Origin of the sequence: Nocardioides sp. NPDC047086 (genome assembly GCF_040643685.1) — a bacterium.
In the GTDB taxonomy this organism is placed as follows: domain Bacteria; phylum Actinomycetota; class Actinomycetes; order Propionibacteriales; family Nocardioidaceae; genus Nocardioides.
Genome location: NZ_JBEYUV010000046.1, coordinates 19,359 through 36,930 on the forward strand (window position 1 = coordinate 19,359; position 17,572 = coordinate 36,930).

Here is a 17,572-nt window from a genome sequence, read left to right on the forward strand (position 1 = left end):
GGAGGGTGGAGCTCGTGAACATTCAGATCACCGGTGTCGACGTCGAGCGAGGAGCCGAGATCCTGACGCCCGAGGCCCTCGACTTCGTCGCGGATCTGCAGCGACGGTTCGGGGCCCGCCGTGGCGAGCTGCTGGCCGCCCGCCGGACCCGTCGTGAGGAGGTCGCGCGCACCGGCCGGCTCGACTTCCTGCCCGAGACGGCCGACGTACGCGCCGGCGACTGGACCGTGGCGCCCGTGCCCGAGGACCTCCTCGACCGCCGCGTCGAGATCACCGGTCCGACGGACCGGAAGATGACGATCAACGCCCTCAACTCCGGTGCGCGGGTCTGGCTGGCCGACATGGAGGACGCCAGTACGCCGCACTGGAGCAACGTGGTCGGCGGCCAGGTGAACCTGCGTGACGCCATTCGGCGAGACATCTCGGCGATGTCCCCGCAGGGCAAGCTCTACGAGCTCAAGACGGACCAGCGGCTGGCTACGATCGTGATGCGCCCTCGCGGCTGGCACTTCGACGACCAGCACGTCCTGGTCGACGGCGAGCCGGTCGTCGGCGCGCTGGTCGACTTCGGCCTCTACTTCTTCCACAACGCCCGCGAGCTCGTGGAGCGCGGGAGCGGGCCGTACTTCTATCTGCCCAAGATGGAGAGCCACCTCGAGGCGCGGCTGTGGAACGACGTGTTCACCTTCGCCCAGGCGGAGCTCGGGATCCCGCACGGCACCGTCCGCGCGACCGTCCTCATCGAGACCATCCCGGCCGCGTTCGAGATGGACGAGATCCTCTACGAGCTGCGCGACCACGCCTCCGGGCTCAACGCCGGCCGCTGGGACTACCTGTTCAGCCTGATCAAGTACTTCCGCGACGCCGGGCAATCTTTCGTGCTGCCCGACCGTGCGACGGTGGGGATGACCTCGCCGTTCATGCGTGCGTACGCCCAGCTGCTGGTGAAGACCTGTCACCGCCGCAACGCCCACGCCATCGGCGGCATGGCCGCCTTCATCCCGAGCCGCAGGGACCAGGATGTCAACGCCATCGCCTTCGCCAAGGTCCGTGAGGACAAGGAGCGCGAGGCCGGCGACGGCTTCGACGGCTCCTGGGTGGCCCATCCCGACCTGGTCCCGATCTGCCGCGAGATCTTCGACGGTGTCCTGGGTGACCGGCCGAACCAGGTCGACCGGCAGCGCGACGATGTCGTGGTGCGTGCCGAGGACCTGCTCGACGTGGCCTCCGCGGGCGGCGCGATCACCCTCGCCGGGCTGCGTGACAACGTCGAGGTCTCGCTGGTCTACCTCGACGCCTGGCTCCGTGGCTCCGGCGCCGTCGCCATCCACCACCTGATGGAGGACGCCGCCACGGTCGAGATCTCCCGCTCGCAGATCTGGCAGTGGGTGCACAACGGTTCGAAGCTCGACGACGGGACCCAGATCACCGCGGAGCTCGTACGCCGGGTCCTGGACGAGGAGATGACGACGCTCCTCGCGGTGGCCGACGGGATCGAGCACCGCTTGGAGCAGGCCCGCGCCATCTTCGAGGAGGTCGCGCTCGCCGACGAGTACGTCGACTTCCTGACGCTGCCCGCCTACGCGCAGGTGGTGGGTGCATGAGCGAACTGGAGGACCTCGTCGCTCGGCTCGACCGCGACCTCGCCGGCGCCGATGCGGCGCTGGCCGCGAGCTATCCGGGGGACCGTGGCGTACGGCAGCCGGTGCACACCGTGTACGTCCCCGGCGACCGCTACTCCGACAAGACGGTCGCGGAATGGTCCGCCGAGTCCGGTCAGGCGCTGGCCGAGCACGCGGGTTCGGCTGCTGGGGCTGCCTCGGTGTTCGGTCTCGATGCCGATCTGGCCGAAGCGATCTATGACCGGGTGACGGCGAAGCTCGCCGATGAGCCGATCGAGGACCTGCGGATCGACTTCGAGGACGGCTACGGGAACCGGCCTGATGCGGACGAGGACGCCGCGGTCGTGGCGGCCGCCGGGGCACTTGCCGCCACCGTCCGGGACGGCTCGGCGCCGCCGTTCCACGGCATCCGGATCAAGTCGTTCGAGGCCCCGACGCGACACCGCGGGCTGCGTACGCTCGACCTGTTCCTGGGTTCGCTGGTGCGTGAGGGTGGGCTGGGAGACGGCTTCGTCATCACGCTGCCCAAGGTGACCTCGGTCGAGCAGGTCACCGCTATGGTCACCGCGCTGTCCGTGCTCGAGTCGGTCCATGGGATCACGGCGGGGAGCCTCCGTTTCGAGATCCAGGTCGAGACGCCGCAGGCGATCCTCGGCTCCGACGGCACCGCGCTGATCGCACGGATGATCGCTGCTGGGTCTGGTCGGGTCACGGGCCTCCACTACGGGACCTACGACTACTCCGCCTCGCTCGGGGTCGCGGCGGCCTTCCAGAGCATGGAGCACCCGGTCGCCGACCACGCCAAGGACGTGATGCAGGTGGCTGCTGCCGGCACCGGTGTCTTCGTCTCGGACGGCTCGACCAACGTGCTCCCGGTCGGGGATGCGGAGGCCGTACGTTCGGCCTGGCGGCTCCACTCGCGCCTGGTGAGCCGGTCGCTGGTCCGCGGGATCTACCAGGGTTGGGACCTGCATCCGGCCCAGCTCCCGAGCCGGTATCTCGCGACCTACGCGTTCTTCCGGGACGGGCTCGAGGTCGCCTCGGCCCGTCTGAACGCGTACGTCCACGGCGGCGACTCGAGCTATCTCGACGAGCCCGCCACGGCCGCCGCGCTCGCCGCGTTCGTGCTGCGCGGGGTGGAGTGCGGTGCCGTCGCGGCCGACGAGGTCGAGCGGCTCGCCGGGGTCGACCAGGCCGAGCTGGCCGAGCTCGCGCGGCGGCCGATCGGCTGACGACGGCTGAGCACCGTGATCGCATGGCGGCAGGCTGGGTAGCCTGCCGCCATGCGCGTCGAAGCCGAGTTCACCACCGAACCGTTCCGTGGCGAGGGCGAGCCTCCCGAGCATGCGACGGCGGCACTCGCGGCCGCCCGCGAGGCCGGCCTGGAGTGTGACTTCGGGCCCCTGGGCACGTCCGTACGCGGCGAGCGGGAGGCGGTCCTGGCGACCCTTGCCGAGGTGGTGGCCGCCGGCCTGGACCACGGCGCCGACCAGATCACCTTCCAGGTTCGGGTCGAGGGACACAGCGCGCCGCGGCGTACGACCGGAGGGTTGGAGGGGCTGCTTGCCGAGGTCGCCGACGAGCTCGGTGGTGATCTGCGGACCCTGGACCGGCAGGGCAAGCAGCGTGCGGTGCGGCTGCTGGAGGAGCGCGGTGCGTTCGACTACCGCAAGAGCGCCGAGATCGTGGCCGGGGCGCTCGGGGTCACCCGCTTCACGGTTTACAACTACCTGAACCGCGAGCGGGAGTAGCGCCCGCCAAACTTTTCAACAAACTGTTGACTGTGACGAGAGACACATGTAATCGTTGTTGCTGTACGGAAATTAGTTTCCGCATAGCGAGAGAGAACGGTGCATGGACCTCCAGAGCTTCAACACCTCACCGGCAGATGTGGTGCGGCCCGCGCTGCAGGCCTGCTGCGACGCGCCGAGCTGGGTCGCCGCCGTCCTGGCCGGACGCCCGTACGCCGACGAGGCCGGCGTCGCCCGCGCTGCCGACGAAGCTGCGCGACGGTTCACCGCCGCCGACGTCGACCAGGCGCTGGCCGCCCACCCCCGGATCGGGGAGCGCGCCGAGGGCGAGCACGTCGAGGCTGCCTGGTCGCGACGCGAGCAGGCGGCGGTCGGCACCGACCAGGCCACCGCACATGCCCTCACGGAGGGCAACCGGGCCTATGAGGAGCGCTTCGGCCGGGTCTTCCTGATCTGTGCCACCGGCCTCTCGGCGGACCAGGTCCTGGCCTCGCTCCGCGACCGGCTCGGAAACGAGCACGACGAGGAGGCGGCCGTGGTCGCCGACGAGCTGCGCAAGATCGCGCTGCTCCGCCTCGAGCTGGTCCTGGCCGTCGATGAGGTCTCCCGATGACCAGGCAGCAGAGCACCGGCGCCATCACCACCCACGTACTCGACACCGCGCTCGGCCGCCCGGCCGCCGGTGTCCCGGTCCGGCTCAGCCGGATCGACCCTCACGACACCGACCAGTCCGTCGTCCTCGCCGATGCCGTCACCGACGACGACGGCCGAGTGACCGACCTGGGACCCGATCAGGTCCCGGCCGGCACCTATCAGCTCCGGTTCGGCACCGCCGCCTACTACGCGGCGACCGGTCAGGAGTGCTTCTACCCGCAGGTCTCCGTCACCTTCGCGGTCACCGACCGGCGGCACCACCACGTGCCACTGCTGCTGAGCCCGTTCGCCTACTCCACCTACCGAGGGAGCTGACCATGCCCATCCGCCACGGTGCCATTCGTCTTGGCCTAAACCAGTACGGCAAAGCCGAGAACCGCGTCGTACGCATCTACCGCGACACTCCTCGCCACCAGATCCGGGACCTCAACGTCTCCACCTCGCTGCGCGGCCACTTCGACGACGCCCACACCAGCGGCGACCAGCAGGACGTACTCCCGACCGACACCCAGAAGAACACCGTCTTCGCGTACGCGAAGAAGATCGGCGTCGCCTCGATCGAGGAATTCGCGCTGGCTCTGGCCGACCGCTATCTCGAGGCCTGCCCGGCCGCCGAGGGCGCCCGGGTCGAGATCGACGAGTACGCCTGGGACCGGATCCAGGTCGATGGCGCGGGTCACGACCACTCCTTCGTGCGATCGGGTGGCGGCGTACGGACGACTGTGGTGAACGTCGACGGCCGAGGTGCCGACCGGGTCGCCCATGTGGTGTCCGGCATCAAGGACCTGGTCGTGCTCAAGTCGACCGGCTCGGAGTTCCACGGCTTCCTCAAGGACGAGTACACGACCCTGCAGGAGACCACCGACCGGATCCTGGCGACCTCGCTCGTCGCCAGGTGGCGCTACGACGGCACCCAGGTCGACTGGGACAAGTCGTACGACTCCATCCGGGCCCTGCTGCTGCAGCGGTTCGCGGAGATCCACAGCCTCGCGCTCCAGCAGAGCCTGAACGGGATGGGCACCTCGGTGCTCGAGCAGCACGGCGACGTCGCCGAGATCAAGTTCTCCGCGCCCAACAAGCACCACTTCCTCTCCGACCTCTCGCCCTTCGGTCTGGACAACCCCGGCGAGGTCTTCTTCGCCGCGGACCGGCCCTACGGCCTGATCGAGGCCTCGGTCGTACGCGACGGGGCCCCCGATGCCGGCAACGCCTGGCACGCCATCCCCGGATTCTGCTGAGGACCGGCCATGCTCGGTCGTAGGAGACAGACAACCGCCTCTGCCCCGACCAGACCGGAGGACGAGCGGCATCCACCCGGCCAGCTCCTCGCCTACGGCACGCAGCACATCCTGACGATGTACGGCGGCGTGATCGCGCCGCCGCTCATCGTCGGGGGTGCCGCGGGCCTGTCGGGCACGGACCTGGCGCTGCTGGTGACCGCGGGGCTCTTCGTCTCGGGCCTCGCCACGCTGCTGCAGACGCTCGGCCTCGGGCCCTTCGGCAGCCGGCTGCCGATCGTGCAGGGCATCTCGTTCGCCAGCGTGTCGACGATGGTCACGATCGCCAGCGAGGACGGGCTGCGCCCGGTCTTCGGCGCGATCATCGTCGCCGGCCTGATCGGACTGGTGCTGTCCTCGTTCTTCGCGCAGCTGGTCCGGCTGTTCCCGGCCGTCGTCACCGGCACGATCATCACGGTCATCGGGCTCTCGCTGATGCCGGTGGCGTTCCGGTGGGCGATGGGCAACGACGCCGAGGCGCCGGACTACGGGTCGATGACCAACATCGCGTACGCCGGGCTCACGCTGCTCATCATCCTGGTGATCAGCCGGGTGTTCCAGGGTGCGATCTCACGGCTCTCGATCCTCATCGGGCTCGTCGCCGGGACCGTGATCGCGGTGATCACGGGGCAGGCCGACTTCTCCTCGGTCGGGGCTGCCGACCTGGTCGCGGTGCCGCCACTGCTGCACTTCGGCAGCCCGACCTTCCAGCTCGGCGCGATCGTCTCGATGACGATCGTGATGCTGGTGATCATGACCGAGACGACCGCCGACATCCTGGCGATCGGCGAGATCGTGGAGACCGATGTCGACGCTCGACGTGTCGCTCGTGGTCTCCGTGCCGACATGGCCGCGACGACGGTTGCGCCCTTGTTCGGCACCTTCCCGTGCAGCGCGTTCGCGCAGAACGTCGGGCTCGTGGCCCTGACCGGCATCCGGAGCAGGTACGTCGTCGCGACCGGTGGCCTCGTCCTGCTGCTGCTCGGGCTGCTGCCGGTGGTCGGCGCGGTCGTCGCCGCGATCCCGTATCCCGTCCTCGGTGGCGCCGGCATCGTGCTGTTCGGCTCGGTTGCGGCCTCCGGGATCCGGACGCTGTCCCGAGTCGACTACGAGGACAACCTCAACATGGTCATCGTCTCCGTGGCCATCGCCGTCGGCATCCTGCCCATCGCCGCACCGACCTTCTGGGACGCCTTCCCGGAATGGCTCGGCGTCATCATGCACTCCGGCATCAGCGCCACCGCCCTCGTCGCCGTCGTGCTCAACCTGCTGTTCAACGAGATCACCGTCGGCAACCGCTCCGGCGCCTCCGTCTTCGCCGCCTCGCAGGATTCTCGTGAGGGCTTCGGGGACCGGCTCGACGACGACATCGAGCGTTCGTAGCCGGCTGAGGAATGCCGTACGGAGGCCGAGTCGGCTCGTCCTCACCTGAAATCCTGCCGAGTCGGCTCGTTATAACGAGCCGACTCGGCAGGATTTTGCGTCAAGATGAGCCGACTCGGCCCTCTTGGGGTCAGCCGACTAGGTGGGGGTCGGGGGTGTTGACGAGCTCGCCTTCGATCCAGACGCTGCGTACGTCGGCGGGGGTGCCGAGGGCGAACATCTTGGCGAGGGCGTCGGCGGGGTCGATGGCGTGGGCGAGGCCTACGTCGAGAGGGGTGCTGGGGGCGGGCTTGATCCACTGGGCGTCGAAGCGGCGGCCGGGGGAGAAGTCGCCGATGGCGGCTCCCAGGCCTAGGGCTTCGGCGCCGGCGACGGTGGCCAGGTGGAGGAGGTGGGTGGGGGTCAACGGGTGACCGGCCTCGCCTAGGAGCCGCTGGGCGACGTACGCTCCCAGACCCTCCTTGAGCAGGGAGAAGCCGGTGCCGGCGCCGACGTCGGAGCCCATCGCGACGCGTACGCCGTGGGCACGGTGGCGGGCCAGCGGGAAGAGGCCGCTGCCGAGGGCGGCGTTGCTGGAGGGGCAGTGGGCGACGGCGGCGCCGCGGGCGGCCAGCAGCGCGAGCTCGGGGTCGGTGGGGTGGACGTTGTGCGCCAGGACGGTGCTGGGGCCGACCAGGCCGTGGCGGTCGTAGGAGGTGACGTAGTCGCAGCCGAACAGCGCCTCGACGGTCTCGATCTCGCGGATGTTCTCGTTGACGTGGGAGGTCAGCATCGCCCCGGGCACGGAGCGGAGGACGTCGGCGCAGGCGGCGAGCAGCGGGTCGGAGCACGACAGCGAGAATCGCGGGGTCACTGCGTAGCGCGCCCGGCCGACGCCGTGCCAGCGGGCCGCGAGCGTGAGCGATTCCTCCCGTGCCCGGGAAGGATCGGTGAACAGGTCCTCGCGGATGAGCCGGTCGCTGACCACGAGCCCGCTGGTGATCCGCAGCCCGACCCGGGCGGCCTCGGCGAAGACCGTGTCGACCGCGGGCGCGAAGTGGCTGCCGAAGACCAGGGCCGTGGTGGTGCCAGCGCCGACCAGGCCGCGGACGAAGTCGGTCGCCACGCCCGCGGCGTAGGCCGTGTCGGCCAGACGCGCCTCCTCGGGGAGCGCAGTCTGGTCGAGCCAGTCGAGCAGCGGCATGCCGAGGCCGCCGATGACGCGTACCTGCGGGAAGTGCACGTGGGTGTCGACGAATCCGGGCAGCACGAAGCCGCCGGTGAGGTCGACGACCTCCTCCTGGGGGTGCTGCCCGCGCAGGTCGGCGAAGGACCCGCGGGCGCGGACCACGCCGTCGCGTACCAGCAGGGCGCCGTCCTGTTCGGTGCGGAGCTCGCCGCCGGAGAACGGGTCGGACGGAGTGTCGAGGAAGGTCCCTCGGAAGAGCGTCATTTTGGATGTCACCTTGGTTGTTGTTCGGTCTGCGCGGGGTCGCCCGCGAAGAGTTGCAGGAGCCGGGCCGCGACGCTGACCGCGATCGTGGCCGGCTCCTTGCCGCCGAGATCTGGGAGCCCGATGGGCGTGGTGATGCGGGCGATCGCCTCGGGGGCGTGGCCCTCGTCGGCGAGCTTGGCCCGGAAGCGGCTCCACTTGGCGCTCGAGCCGATCAGCCCGATCGACCCCAGATGGGAGGCGCGGATGGACGCGTCGCACAGCGCCGCGTCCTCGGCGTGGTCATGGGTCATGACGAGGACGTGGGTGCCCTCGGGCAGCTCGCCGATGACGAGCTCGGGCAGCACCGGCACCTGGTGGACGTGGATGCCTGCGACGGCGTCGTCGAGCCCGCGCAGCTGCTCGGGCTCCAGCTGGGCGGCGCGGGAGTCGACCAGGTGCAGCTCGAGGTCGTGGCGCGCCAGGATGCGCGCCAGCTCGAGGCCGACGTGGCCCATCCCGAAGATGGCCACGGACGGCACCACGGGCAGCGGCTCGAGCAGCAGCTCGACCTCGCCGCCGCAGCACTGGACGCCGTGCTGATAGGGCGCCTTGTCCGAGAGCGACACCTTCAGGCTCTCCGGCACCGCGCGATCCTCGGTCAGCATCGCCCGGGCGCGCTCGATCGCGACCGCCTCGAGGTTGCCGCCGCCGACGGTGGCCCAGGTGCGGTCGGCCGAGACGACCATCTTCGCCCCGGCCTCGCGCGGCGAATGACCGCGTACGGACGTCAAAGTCACCAGTACGCCGGGGACCCGCTGCTCGCGCAGCCGCTGGACGGCCTTCAGCCACTCCATGTCATCACCTTTCTCCGGCCATGGCAGGCTCGGCGCCGGCGTCGCTCGTCTCAGCGGCCTGGGGCGTACGCGCCTTGTCGAGCGCCCAGTAGACCGCCTCCGGGGTGGCCGGGCAGCCGAGCACGACGCTGGTGCCGGCCGGACCGAAGGCGGCGGCCGCCTCGCGCAGCGCCTCGCGGACCGAGAAGGCCAGCATCAGCGGCGGCTCGCCGACTGCCTTGGAGCCGTAGACGGCGCCCTCCTCGTGGGCCTTCTCGAGCAGCTTCACCCGGAAGTCCTCGGGCATCTCGGAGAAGCTCGGCAGCTTGTAGGTGCTCGCCGCCTGCGTCGCCAGCCGGCCACGGTGGGGCCCGTCGGAGGTGTCCCAGCGCAGGTCCTCCAGGGTCAGCCAGCCGGCGCCCTGCACGAAGCCGCCTTCGATCTGGCCGATGTCGATCAGCGGGCTCAGGCTGTCGCCGACGTCGTGGACGATGTCGACGCGCCGCAGCGTGTAGGCACCGGTGAAGCCGTCGACCTCGACCTCGGCCGCCGCGACCCCGTTGGCGAAGTACTTGAACGGCTCGCCCTGCATGACGTTCGGGTCCCAGTGCAGGCCCTCGGTGCGGTAGAAGCCGGCCGCCCACAGCTGCACCCGCTGGTGGTAGGCGGCGTTGACCAGCTCGTTCCAGCCGATCTCCCCTGAAGCGGGGGACAGGCCGCGGACGACGCCGTCGTCGAAACGTACGTCGCTGGGGCTGATCCCGAGACGGCCACCGGCGACCTGGGCGAGCCGTTCGCGGATCTGCTCGCAGGCGTTCTTGATCGCGGCCCCGTTGAGGTCCGCGCCGGAGCTGGCCGCGGTCGCCGAGGTGTTCGGCACCTTGTCGGTGCGAGTCGGCGCCAACCGGACCCGGGACAACGGGAGCCCGAGCGCGGTGGCCGCGACCTGGAGCATCTTGGTGTGCAGGCCCTGGCCCATCTCGGTGCCGCCGTGGTTGATCAGCACCGAGCCGTCCTTGTAGACGTGGACGAGGGCGCCGGCCTGGTTGAAGGCGGTGAGGTTGAACGAGATGCCGAACTTCACCGGCGTCATCGCCAGGCCCCGCTTGGTGTGCGGGTACCGACTGTTGAAGTCGGCGATCTCCGCTCGCCTCCGCGCGACCTCGCCGGACGACGCGACCTGGTCCCAGCAGGCCGCCAGGCGGTCGGCCTGGCGCACCGGCTGGCCGTACGGCGTGGTCTGGTCCTGCTGGTAGAAGTTGCGTCGGCGCAGCTCGATCGGGTCGATGCCGAGCAGCGGAGCGCACCGGCCGAGCAGGTCCTCCATGACGAGCATGCCCTGCGGTCCGCCGAAGCCGCGGAAGGCGGTCTGCGAGGTCTTGTTGGTACGCGCGACGCGGCCGTCGACGCGGATGTTCGGCACCCAGTAGGCGTTGTCGATGTGGCACAGTGCGCGCGCCAGCACCGGCTCGGAGAGGTCGAGGCTCCAGCCGCCGTCGGCGGTGAGGGTGGCCTCGAGCCCGACGATGTGGCCCGCGTCGTCGAACCCGGCTCGCCAGGTGCTGTGGAAGCCGTGGCGCTTGCCGGACATGGTGATGTCCTGGGTGCGGTTGAGCCGCAGTCGTACGGGCCGCCCGGTCAGCCGAGCGCCCAGCGCGGCGATGGCCGCGTAGCCGTGCGGCTGCATCTCCTTGCCGCCGAACGCGCCACCCATCCGCAGGCACTGGACGGTGACCTCGTGGCTCGGCACCCCGAGCACGTGGGCGACGATCTCCTGGGTCTCGGAGGGGTGCTGGGTGCTGCTGTGCACCAGCACCTGGCCACCCTCGTCGACCAGGGCGAGCGAGACATGGGTCTCGAGGTAGAAGTGCTCCTGGCCGGCGAACTCGAACTCACCCTCGAAGACGTGCGCGGCGCTCGCGAGGGCCGTCGACACGTCGCCGCGCTCGAGGTTGCGCGGGGTGCCCTGGAAGCTCTCCGCCGCGATCGCCTCGGTCACCGTGACCAGCGAAGGCAGGGCCTCATAGTCGACCTCGACGGCGGCCGCGCCCAGCCGGGCGGCCTCCTGGGTCTCGCCGAGCACCCAGCACACGGCGTGGCCGTGGAACATCACCTCGGTCGGGAAGAGCGGCTCGTCGTGCTTGACGCCGGCGTCATTGATCCCGGGTACGTCCTCGGCGGTCAGGACGCGCACGACCCCCGGCACGTCATGGGCCGGGGCGGTCCGCAGCGCGGTGACCAAGGCGTGGGTGTGCGGGGCCTGGACCGGCCAGGCGTGCAGCGTGCCGGCGATCCGGCCGACCAGGTCGTCGGTGTAGAGCGCCTCGCCGGTGACGTGCAGCGCGGCGCTCTCGTGCGGGAGCGGGATCCCGACGATCGGGTTGTCGGGGCGTTCGGACAGGGCGCTCATGCGGGCACCTCCTCGCGGTGGTTGTGGAACAGGCGGAGCAGGGACTGGCCGAGCATCGCCGAGCGGTAGGACGCGCTGGCGCGGTGGTCGTCCATCGGGGTGCCCTCGGTGGCGAGGACGGCCGCGGCGCGGCGTACGGACTCCTCGGTCCAGGGCTGTCCGATCAGGGCGTCCTCGGTGGCGACCGCACGCAAGGGTGTCGCGGCGACGCCGCCCAGGCCGATCCGGGCGCGGACCACGATGCCGTCGGTGACCTCGAGCGCGTAGCCCACGGCCACGCTGGAGATGTCGTCGAAGCGGCGTTTGGCGATCTTGTGGAAGCCGACGACCGGAGCCAGCGGCAGCGGGAGACGTACGCTGCGGATCAGCTCGTCCGCGGCCCGGACCGTCTCGCGGTAGCCGGTGAAGTAGTCGGCCAGCGGGACGACCCGCTCGCCGCGCGGCGAGGCCAGCACGACCTCGGCGTCGAGCGCGAGCAGCGCGGGCGGGGCGTCACCGATCGGGGACGCGGTGCCGATGTTGCCCCCGATCGTCGCGCCGTTGCGGATCAGCCGCGACGCGAACTGCGGGAAGAGCTCGGCCAGGAGCGGGACCCGGCCGTCGAGCTTGCGCTCGATCTCGGTCAGCGTGAGGGCGGCGCCGATCTCCACGTGGCCGGTCCGGAAGGAGAGTTCGCGCAGCTCGGGCAGCCGGTCGACCGCCACGACGAGCGGCGCCCGACGGCCGCGGATGTTGACCTCCACGCTCCAGTCGGTCGAGCCGGCGACGACCTGCGCCTCCGGCCGCTCGACCAGCAGGTCGAGCGCCTCGGTGAGCGTCTGCGGGCGTACGAACTCGGCACCGTCCACGGCGATCCGGGTCGGTCGGACCTCGGGCGGTGGCTGCTGCTGTCGCGCGGCGAACGCGTCGTCGGCCTCGGGTGCGCCGAGGGCGTAGGCGGCGTCCCGGATCGGGCGGTAGCCTGTGCAGCGGCACAGGTTGCCGCTCAGCGCGTGCAGGTCGACGCCGTTCGGGCCGTGCTCGTGGTCGCATGCCTCGGCGGCCGGCTCGCGGTTCGGACGGTAGTACTCCGCGGCGAGGCTGCAGACGAAGCCCGGCGTGCAGTAGCCGCACTGCGACCCGCCGCGTACGGCGAGCTCCTGCTGGACCGGATGGAGGTCGCTGCTGGAGCCGAGCCCCTCGCTGGTGACGACCTCCTGCCCGTCGAGTGCCGCGACCGGCACCAGGCAGGCGTTGACCGAGGTCCACTCGGTCGGCGAGGTCGTGCCCGGCCGGGCGACCATCACCGAGCAGGCGCCGCACTCGCCCTCGGCGCAGCCCTCCTTGGCCCCGGTCAGGCCGCGGTCGCGCAGCCAGTCGAGGGTGGTGGTGTAGGTGGCGACCCCGGTCAGGGGCACCTGGTCCCCGTTGACGGTCACACTGGGCGCGGTCATGGCTGGCTCCGGATCGGGTTGCGGGTGCGGGCGCTGTGGATGGGGTTGGCATCGCGCAGGAAGTCGTCGAAGCGGTGGCCGGCGATCTTGGCGATCTCGATCAGCGCGGCGGCGTGCTCCTGCCGTTCGCAGTTGCCCAGTCGCGCCCGGCCCTCGGCGAGGATCCGGTCGAGCGAGTCGGAGTCGCGTACGGAGATGACCAGCGGGAAGCCGAACCGCTCGTGGTAGGCGTCGGTGAGCGAGGACAGCGCCTCCTGGTCCGGCTCGGCCAGGTGGGTCAGGCCGCGCGAGGACTGGTCGCGCAGCGACTCCTCGCCGACCATCCCCTCCGAGACCAGCCGCGAGCCCAGCTCCGGGTAGGCCTCGATCAGCTCGCGCTGCTCCTCGACCGAGCCACTGAACAGAGCGTCCTGGAACGCGCGGCGCAGGGCATGGGTGTCGGTGAACGGACGCTGCTCCCAGGCCCGCTCCACCATCCACCGCGGCCCCTGGAACAGGCCGTCGAACGTCTCCACGAACTCGGTACGTCCCATCTGGTTGACCTGGTCGAGCCGGACGCCCTCGCCGGGCTGGCCGGCGACGGCGGGGCCGTAGTCCGGGCCGACGTGGTGGAACAGGATGTTGAGCAGGATCGCGGTGAGGCTGCCGAGGGTGATGCCGCTGCCGAAGATGATCTCGGCCCATCCCGGGACGGCCTGGGCGACCTCGGGCTGCGCGGTGACGTACATCGCCAGACCGACGCTGGTCGCGACGATCACCACGTTGCGGTGGTCGTGGAAGTCGACCTTGCTGAGCGTCTGGAAGCCGACGACCGCGACCGTCGCGAACATCGCCAGGGCGGCGCCGCCGAGGACCGGGTGCGGAATGCCGGCGACGATCGCGCCGACCTTCGGGAGGAGCCCGATGAACACCATGATCAGGCCGGCCGCCGCGACGACCCAGCGGCTCTTGACCCGGGTCAGCCGGACGAGGCCGACGTTCTCGGCGAAGCAGGTGTAGGGGAAGGAGTTGAAGACGCCGCCGATCGTGGTGGCCAGGCCGTCGGCGCGCAGGGCGCGGGCGATGTCGGTGCGGCCGATCCGCTTCTCGACGATCTCGCCGGTGGCGAAGACGTCACCGGTGGTCTCGACGGCGGTGATCAGCATGACGACGATCATGGAGATGATCGCGGCGGCGGAGAACTGTGGCCAGCCGAAGTGGAACGGGGTGGTCACGCCCACCCAGTCGGAGCCGGCGACCGCGTCGAAGTGGGCGTCCCCGAGGGCCCAGGCGACCAGCGTGCCGACGACCAGGCCGACGAGCACGGCGACCGTGGCCATGAAGCCCTTGAACACCCGCTGGATGACCACGATCAGGGCGAGGGTGCCCAGGGCGTACGCCAGGTTGCGGCCGCTGGTCGGATCCGAGGTCGGGCCGGCGCCGCCGGTCGCGTCCGCGGCGGCGACGGGAAGCAGGGCGATGCCGATGATGGTGATCACCGAGCCGGTCACGACCGGCGGGAAGAACCGGATCAGCCGGCTGAAGTACGGGGCGATGAAGAAGGTCGCCAGACCGGCGACGATCACCGCGCCGTAGATGACGAGCAGCCCGTCGGTGCCGCCACCGGCCGCCATCCCGATCGCGATCATCGGCGAGACGGCGGTGAAGGTGACCCCCTGCAGCAGCGGCAGGCGGACGCCGACCTTCCAGAAGCCGACCGACTGGATGATCGAGGCGATGCCGCAGGTGAACAGGTCGGCATTGATCAGGTGGATCAGCTCCTGCTGACTCAGCCCGATCGAGTTGGCGAGCAGGATGGGGACGATCACCGCCCCGGCGTAGAACGCGAGCACGTGCTGGAGGCCGTAGACGGCGAGCTTGCCCGCCGGGAGCACCTCGTCCACGGGGTGGGTGGGGCGGCCACCGTCCTTCTTCTGGGGCCGTATCGACCTCAGGGCTGCTCTCGCGTTCATCCTCACACCTTTCTCGGGGGCGCCCCTTGTGGGCAGGTGAGCTGTGACTTACCCCACAGCCTGGTCTCTCGGGGCCCCGAGCGGCACCCGCCGATCATCCGAAGATGAGGTCACCCCGGATACGGCCTTTGTGTGAACCTCCAGAATGGCGTGCAGGCGGTTTCCGAGTGGTTTCTTCCCGGTTTCGCCGGACCGATTTCAGAGCGATCGGAGGGCGAGGAAGACGTCGACCCGGTCCTCCATCGTGGTCAGGTCACGGCCGGTCAGCTCCTCGACCCGGGAGATCCGGTAGCGCACGCTGTTGACGTGGAGATGGAGCGACTCCGCGGTGCGCGTCCACGACCCGGCGTACGTCAGGAACCGGTCGAGCGTGGGCACCAGATCGCTGCCGGTGCGCTGGTCGTGCTCGAGGACGGGGCCGAGGACGCGCTGCGCGTAGGTGCGGCGGATGTCGTCGGGGACGGTGGCGAGCAGCAGTACGTGGGAGGTGACCTCTTCCGAGCTGGACAGCGCCACCGCGCCGCCGCCGGAGCGGGCGACCCGGTGGGCGAACCGGGCCTCTTCGAGTGCACCGGCCAGCGCGTCGACGGCGCTCTCGCCGCTCAGTCCCACAGACAGCGAGCCGCGGACCAGGGCGGGCCCCAGCCGGGTGAGCGAGCGGCGCAGCTGGTCGATGAGGTCGGGGCGGGAGGGGAGGAACGCGACGGCGCAGCCGTCCCGTGCGCTGGCGACCACGGACGGCCCCAGGCCGAGGGCCACGTCCTCGAGCACCGCGGCCACCGCGTCGGGCGGGCCACCGGGTCCGAGCTCGGCCACGGCGAGGACGAGCGGACGCTCGGGATCGAGCCCGCACTGGCGTAGTCCGGTGGCGATCTCGGCAGGTGAGGCGCCGGCCTCCAGGTGGGCGAGGGTCGCCGCCGCGAGCGGTCGCCGGACGCGGAACCCCTCGTCACGCCGCGAGCGGTCCAGTGCCGTGATGGCGCCGAACTCGTGGACCATGTCGAGGTCCTCGCGCGGCCAGGTGGTGTGGTCGCCCTCGACCGCCACCGTCCAGCCGGTGAGGCGGTCGGCCAGGCCCGACCCGATGGGGAACAGGGAGTAGCGCCGGTCCCCGGCCTCGGCCACGGCGGGCAGCAGGTCGGCGGTCAGGAAGCGGCGGGTCAGCGCATCGACCGTCTCTGGATCGAGCTCGCCGGGACCGGGTACGACATGGCGCCCGCTCGTGGTGAGCACCCGGCACGCGTGGCCGATCTCGGTGGCCACCCGGGCGGCCAGCTCGTCGAGGCTGCGGCCGGAGGCGATGGCGGAGAGGAGCTGGCGCTGGCGGGCCAGGCTGGCCGACATCCGGGCGCTCTCGCCGGCGGCACCTGCGGCTGCGACGTACTCGGTCACGTCGGCGAAAGCCACGTCTCCGGGCACCTCGACCAGGGCGACGCGGTGGCGGCGGCAGGCCTCGACGAGGTCGTCGGGCACCGCGCCGAGCAGGGCCGCGCCGGCCAGCAGGCAGGTCGCGCCGCCCTCCGCGATCGAGGACACGAACGTCTCGCTGTCCCCGGGTCCGCGACGCCAGACCAGACCGGTGAGCACGAGCTCGCCGCCGTTCAGATAGCGGCCCGGCTCGAGCAGGTCGATCGTGATCGTGCGTCCGACCGGACGCTCCAGCGACCCCTCGGGCGCGTGCAGGAGCCGCAGGCCCAGGTCGGGCGTCTCCAAGAGCTCTGCCAGTTGCACGGTACCTCCACGGTCCGTCAGCCGCGTATTGGAGGAACGTACAACGCCTGCGCCCGCACGCGGGAGGCCGTTGTCGTTTCTTCACCAGTTTGCGGCTGAGAGGTCTGGTCGGGTTGACGTGACTCCGCTCACATCCTTATATTTCGAATGTCAGAAATCAAATTCCGCATTACGGAAGGAATGGTGAGATGACCCACCAGCTCCGCTACGAGGTGAACTGCTCGATCCTGTTCACCGAGCTCCCGCTGCTCGAGCGCCCCGCGGCGGTGAAGGCCGCCGGCTTCGACGCGGTGGAGTTCTGGTGGCCGTTCGCCGAGGCGGTGTCGTCCGACAAGGACGCGGACGCCTTCGTCGCCGCCGTGCAGGACGCCGGTGTGCAGCTGGTCGGCCTCAACTTCTTCGCCGGTGACATGCCGGCCGGCGACCGTGGCCTGGTCTCGTGGCCGGCCCGGTCCGCGGAGTTCCGCGACAACATCGACGCCACCATCGGCATCGGCGAGCGGCTCGGCTGCACCGCGTTCAACGCGCTCTACGGCAACCGTATCGACGGCGTCGCCGTCGAGGAGCAGGACGAGCTCGGTGCCGAGAACCTCGCGCTGGCGGCCCGTGCGGCGGCCCGGATCGGCGGCACCGTGCTGGTCGAGCCGGTCAGCGGCGCCGACCGCTACCCGCTGCTCACCGCCGCCGACGCGGTGGCCGCGATCGACCGTGCCGGCGAGGCCAACATCGGCCTGCTCGCCGACCTCTACCACCTCGCCGTGAACGGCGACGACGTCGACGCGGTGATCGCTGCGTACGCCGCTCGCATCGCGCACGTGCAGATCGCCGACGCCCCGGGCCGCAACGAGCCCGGCACCGGTGAGCTCCCGCTCGAGCGGCAGCTCGCCGCGCTCGAGGCGGCCGGCTACGCCGGCTGGGTCGGGCTGGAGTACAAGCCCGCCAGGACCTCCGCCGAGAGCTTCGACTGGCTGCCGCGAGAGCGCCGCAGCGCCGCTCCCCGCCGAGTCGGCGCGTCCTGACCGGTTTAAGGGCCGAAGGGGCGCGTCATTAAGCGCCGCCCCGGCGCGCCGGGTGGGGTGGACGGGCCCCCGCCGCAAAGCCCCTCCGCCCCC

14 protein-coding genes are annotated in these 17,572 nt (G+C 71.0%); 8 read left to right on the forward strand and 6 right to left on the reverse strand.

Annotated elements, in window-relative coordinates; genetic code table 11:
• Positions 1 to 14 precede the first annotated feature (14 nt).
• The 7 genes from aceB (at position 15) to ABZ796_RS24610 (ending at position 6,687) form a co-directional block, all read left to right on the forward strand.
• Positions 15 to 1,604: a malate synthase A gene (aceB, locus tag ABZ796_RS24580; protein WP_357340515.1), complete on the forward strand. Its 1,590-nt coding sequence runs from the start codon at positions 15 to 17 to the stop codon at positions 1,602 to 1,604.
• A complete protein-coding gene (locus ABZ796_RS24585; RefSeq protein WP_357340516.1) occupies positions 1,601 to 2,854 on the forward strand; it encodes an aldolase/citrate lyase family protein in 1,254 nt (417 codons plus the stop codon). Before aceB ends, ABZ796_RS24585 begins: the two co-directional genes overlap by 4 nt.
• Positions 2,855 to 2,905: 51 nt before the next feature.
• Positions 2,906 to 3,373 (forward strand): helix-turn-helix domain-containing protein, encoded by a 468-nt coding sequence (locus ABZ796_RS24590; protein WP_357340518.1) that lies wholly within the window; start codon positions 2,906 to 2,908, stop codon positions 3,371 to 3,373.
• A 103-nt stretch (positions 3,374 to 3,476) separates the two neighbouring features.
• Positions 3,477 to 3,986, forward strand: a complete 510-nt coding sequence (uraD, locus tag ABZ796_RS24595) for a 2-oxo-4-hydroxy-4-carboxy-5-ureidoimidazoline decarboxylase (protein WP_357340520.1) — start codon at positions 3,477 to 3,479, stop codon at positions 3,984 to 3,986.
• Entirely contained in the window at positions 3,983 to 4,342 is a 360-nt protein-coding gene (uraH, locus tag ABZ796_RS24600) for a hydroxyisourate hydrolase (RefSeq protein ID WP_357340522.1), read from the forward strand. The genes uraD (ABZ796_RS24595) and uraH overlap by 4 nt, the downstream gene beginning before the upstream one ends.
• A 2-nt stretch (positions 4,343 to 4,344) precedes the next feature.
• Positions 4,345 to 5,265: a factor-independent urate hydroxylase gene (gene pucL, locus ABZ796_RS24605; protein WP_357340524.1), complete on the forward strand. Its 921-nt coding sequence runs from the start codon at positions 4,345 to 4,347 to the stop codon at positions 5,263 to 5,265.
• A gap of 9 nt (positions 5,266 to 5,274) precedes the next feature.
• Complete coding sequence (locus ABZ796_RS24610) at positions 5,275 to 6,687, forward strand: nucleobase:cation symporter-2 family protein (RefSeq protein ID WP_357340526.1); 1,413 nt, start codon at positions 5,275 to 5,277, stop codon at positions 6,685 to 6,687.
• A 130-nt stretch (positions 6,688 to 6,817) separates the two neighbouring features.
• On the opposite strand, the gene ABZ796_RS24615 is transcribed toward ABZ796_RS24610, so the two are convergent.
• From ABZ796_RS24615 to ABZ796_RS24640, 6 genes are all read right to left on the reverse strand, one after another.
• Positions 6,818 to 8,119: a guanine deaminase gene (locus ABZ796_RS24615; protein WP_357340528.1), complete on the reverse strand. Its 1,302-nt coding sequence runs from the start codon at positions 8,117 to 8,119 to the stop codon at positions 6,818 to 6,820.
• An 8-nt stretch (positions 8,120 to 8,127) separates the two neighbouring features.
• Positions 8,128 to 8,955 carry a xanthine dehydrogenase accessory protein XdhC gene (xdhC, locus tag ABZ796_RS24620; RefSeq protein WP_357340529.1) on the reverse strand — a complete coding sequence of 276 codons (828 nt, stop codon included), beginning with the start codon at positions 8,953 to 8,955 and terminating at the stop codon, positions 8,128 to 8,130.
• A 4-nt stretch (positions 8,956 to 8,959) separates the two neighbouring features.
• Positions 8,960 to 11,344: a xanthine dehydrogenase molybdopterin binding subunit gene (xdhB, locus tag ABZ796_RS24625; protein ID WP_357340531.1), complete on the reverse strand. Its 2,385-nt coding sequence runs from the start codon at positions 11,342 to 11,344 to the stop codon at positions 8,960 to 8,962.
• Entirely contained in the window at positions 11,341 to 12,777 is a 1,437-nt protein-coding gene (locus tag ABZ796_RS24630) for an FAD binding domain-containing protein (RefSeq protein ID WP_357340533.1), read from the reverse strand. Before ABZ796_RS24630 ends, xdhB begins: the two co-directional genes overlap by 4 nt.
• Entirely contained in the window at positions 12,774 to 14,729 is a 1,956-nt protein-coding gene (gene uraD / locus ABZ796_RS24635) for a 2-oxo-4-hydroxy-4-carboxy-5-ureidoimidazoline decarboxylase (RefSeq protein WP_357340535.1), read from the reverse strand. Before uraD (ABZ796_RS24635) ends, ABZ796_RS24630 begins: the two co-directional genes overlap by 4 nt.
• Positions 14,730 to 14,927: 198 nt before the next feature.
• On the reverse strand, positions 14,928 to 16,460 hold the full coding sequence (locus tag ABZ796_RS24640; RefSeq protein WP_357340536.1) for a helix-turn-helix domain-containing protein: 1,533 nt from the start codon (positions 16,458 to 16,460) through the stop codon (positions 14,928 to 14,930).
• Between the two features lie 188 nt (positions 16,461 to 16,648).
• On the opposite strand from ABZ796_RS24640, the gene ABZ796_RS24645 reads away from it, so the two are divergent.
• On the forward strand, positions 16,649 to 17,479 hold the full coding sequence (locus tag ABZ796_RS24645; RefSeq protein ID WP_357340538.1) for a TIM barrel protein: 831 nt from the start codon (positions 16,649 to 16,651) through the stop codon (positions 17,477 to 17,479).
• The last annotated feature ends 93 nt before the right edge of the window (positions 17,480 to 17,572 follow it).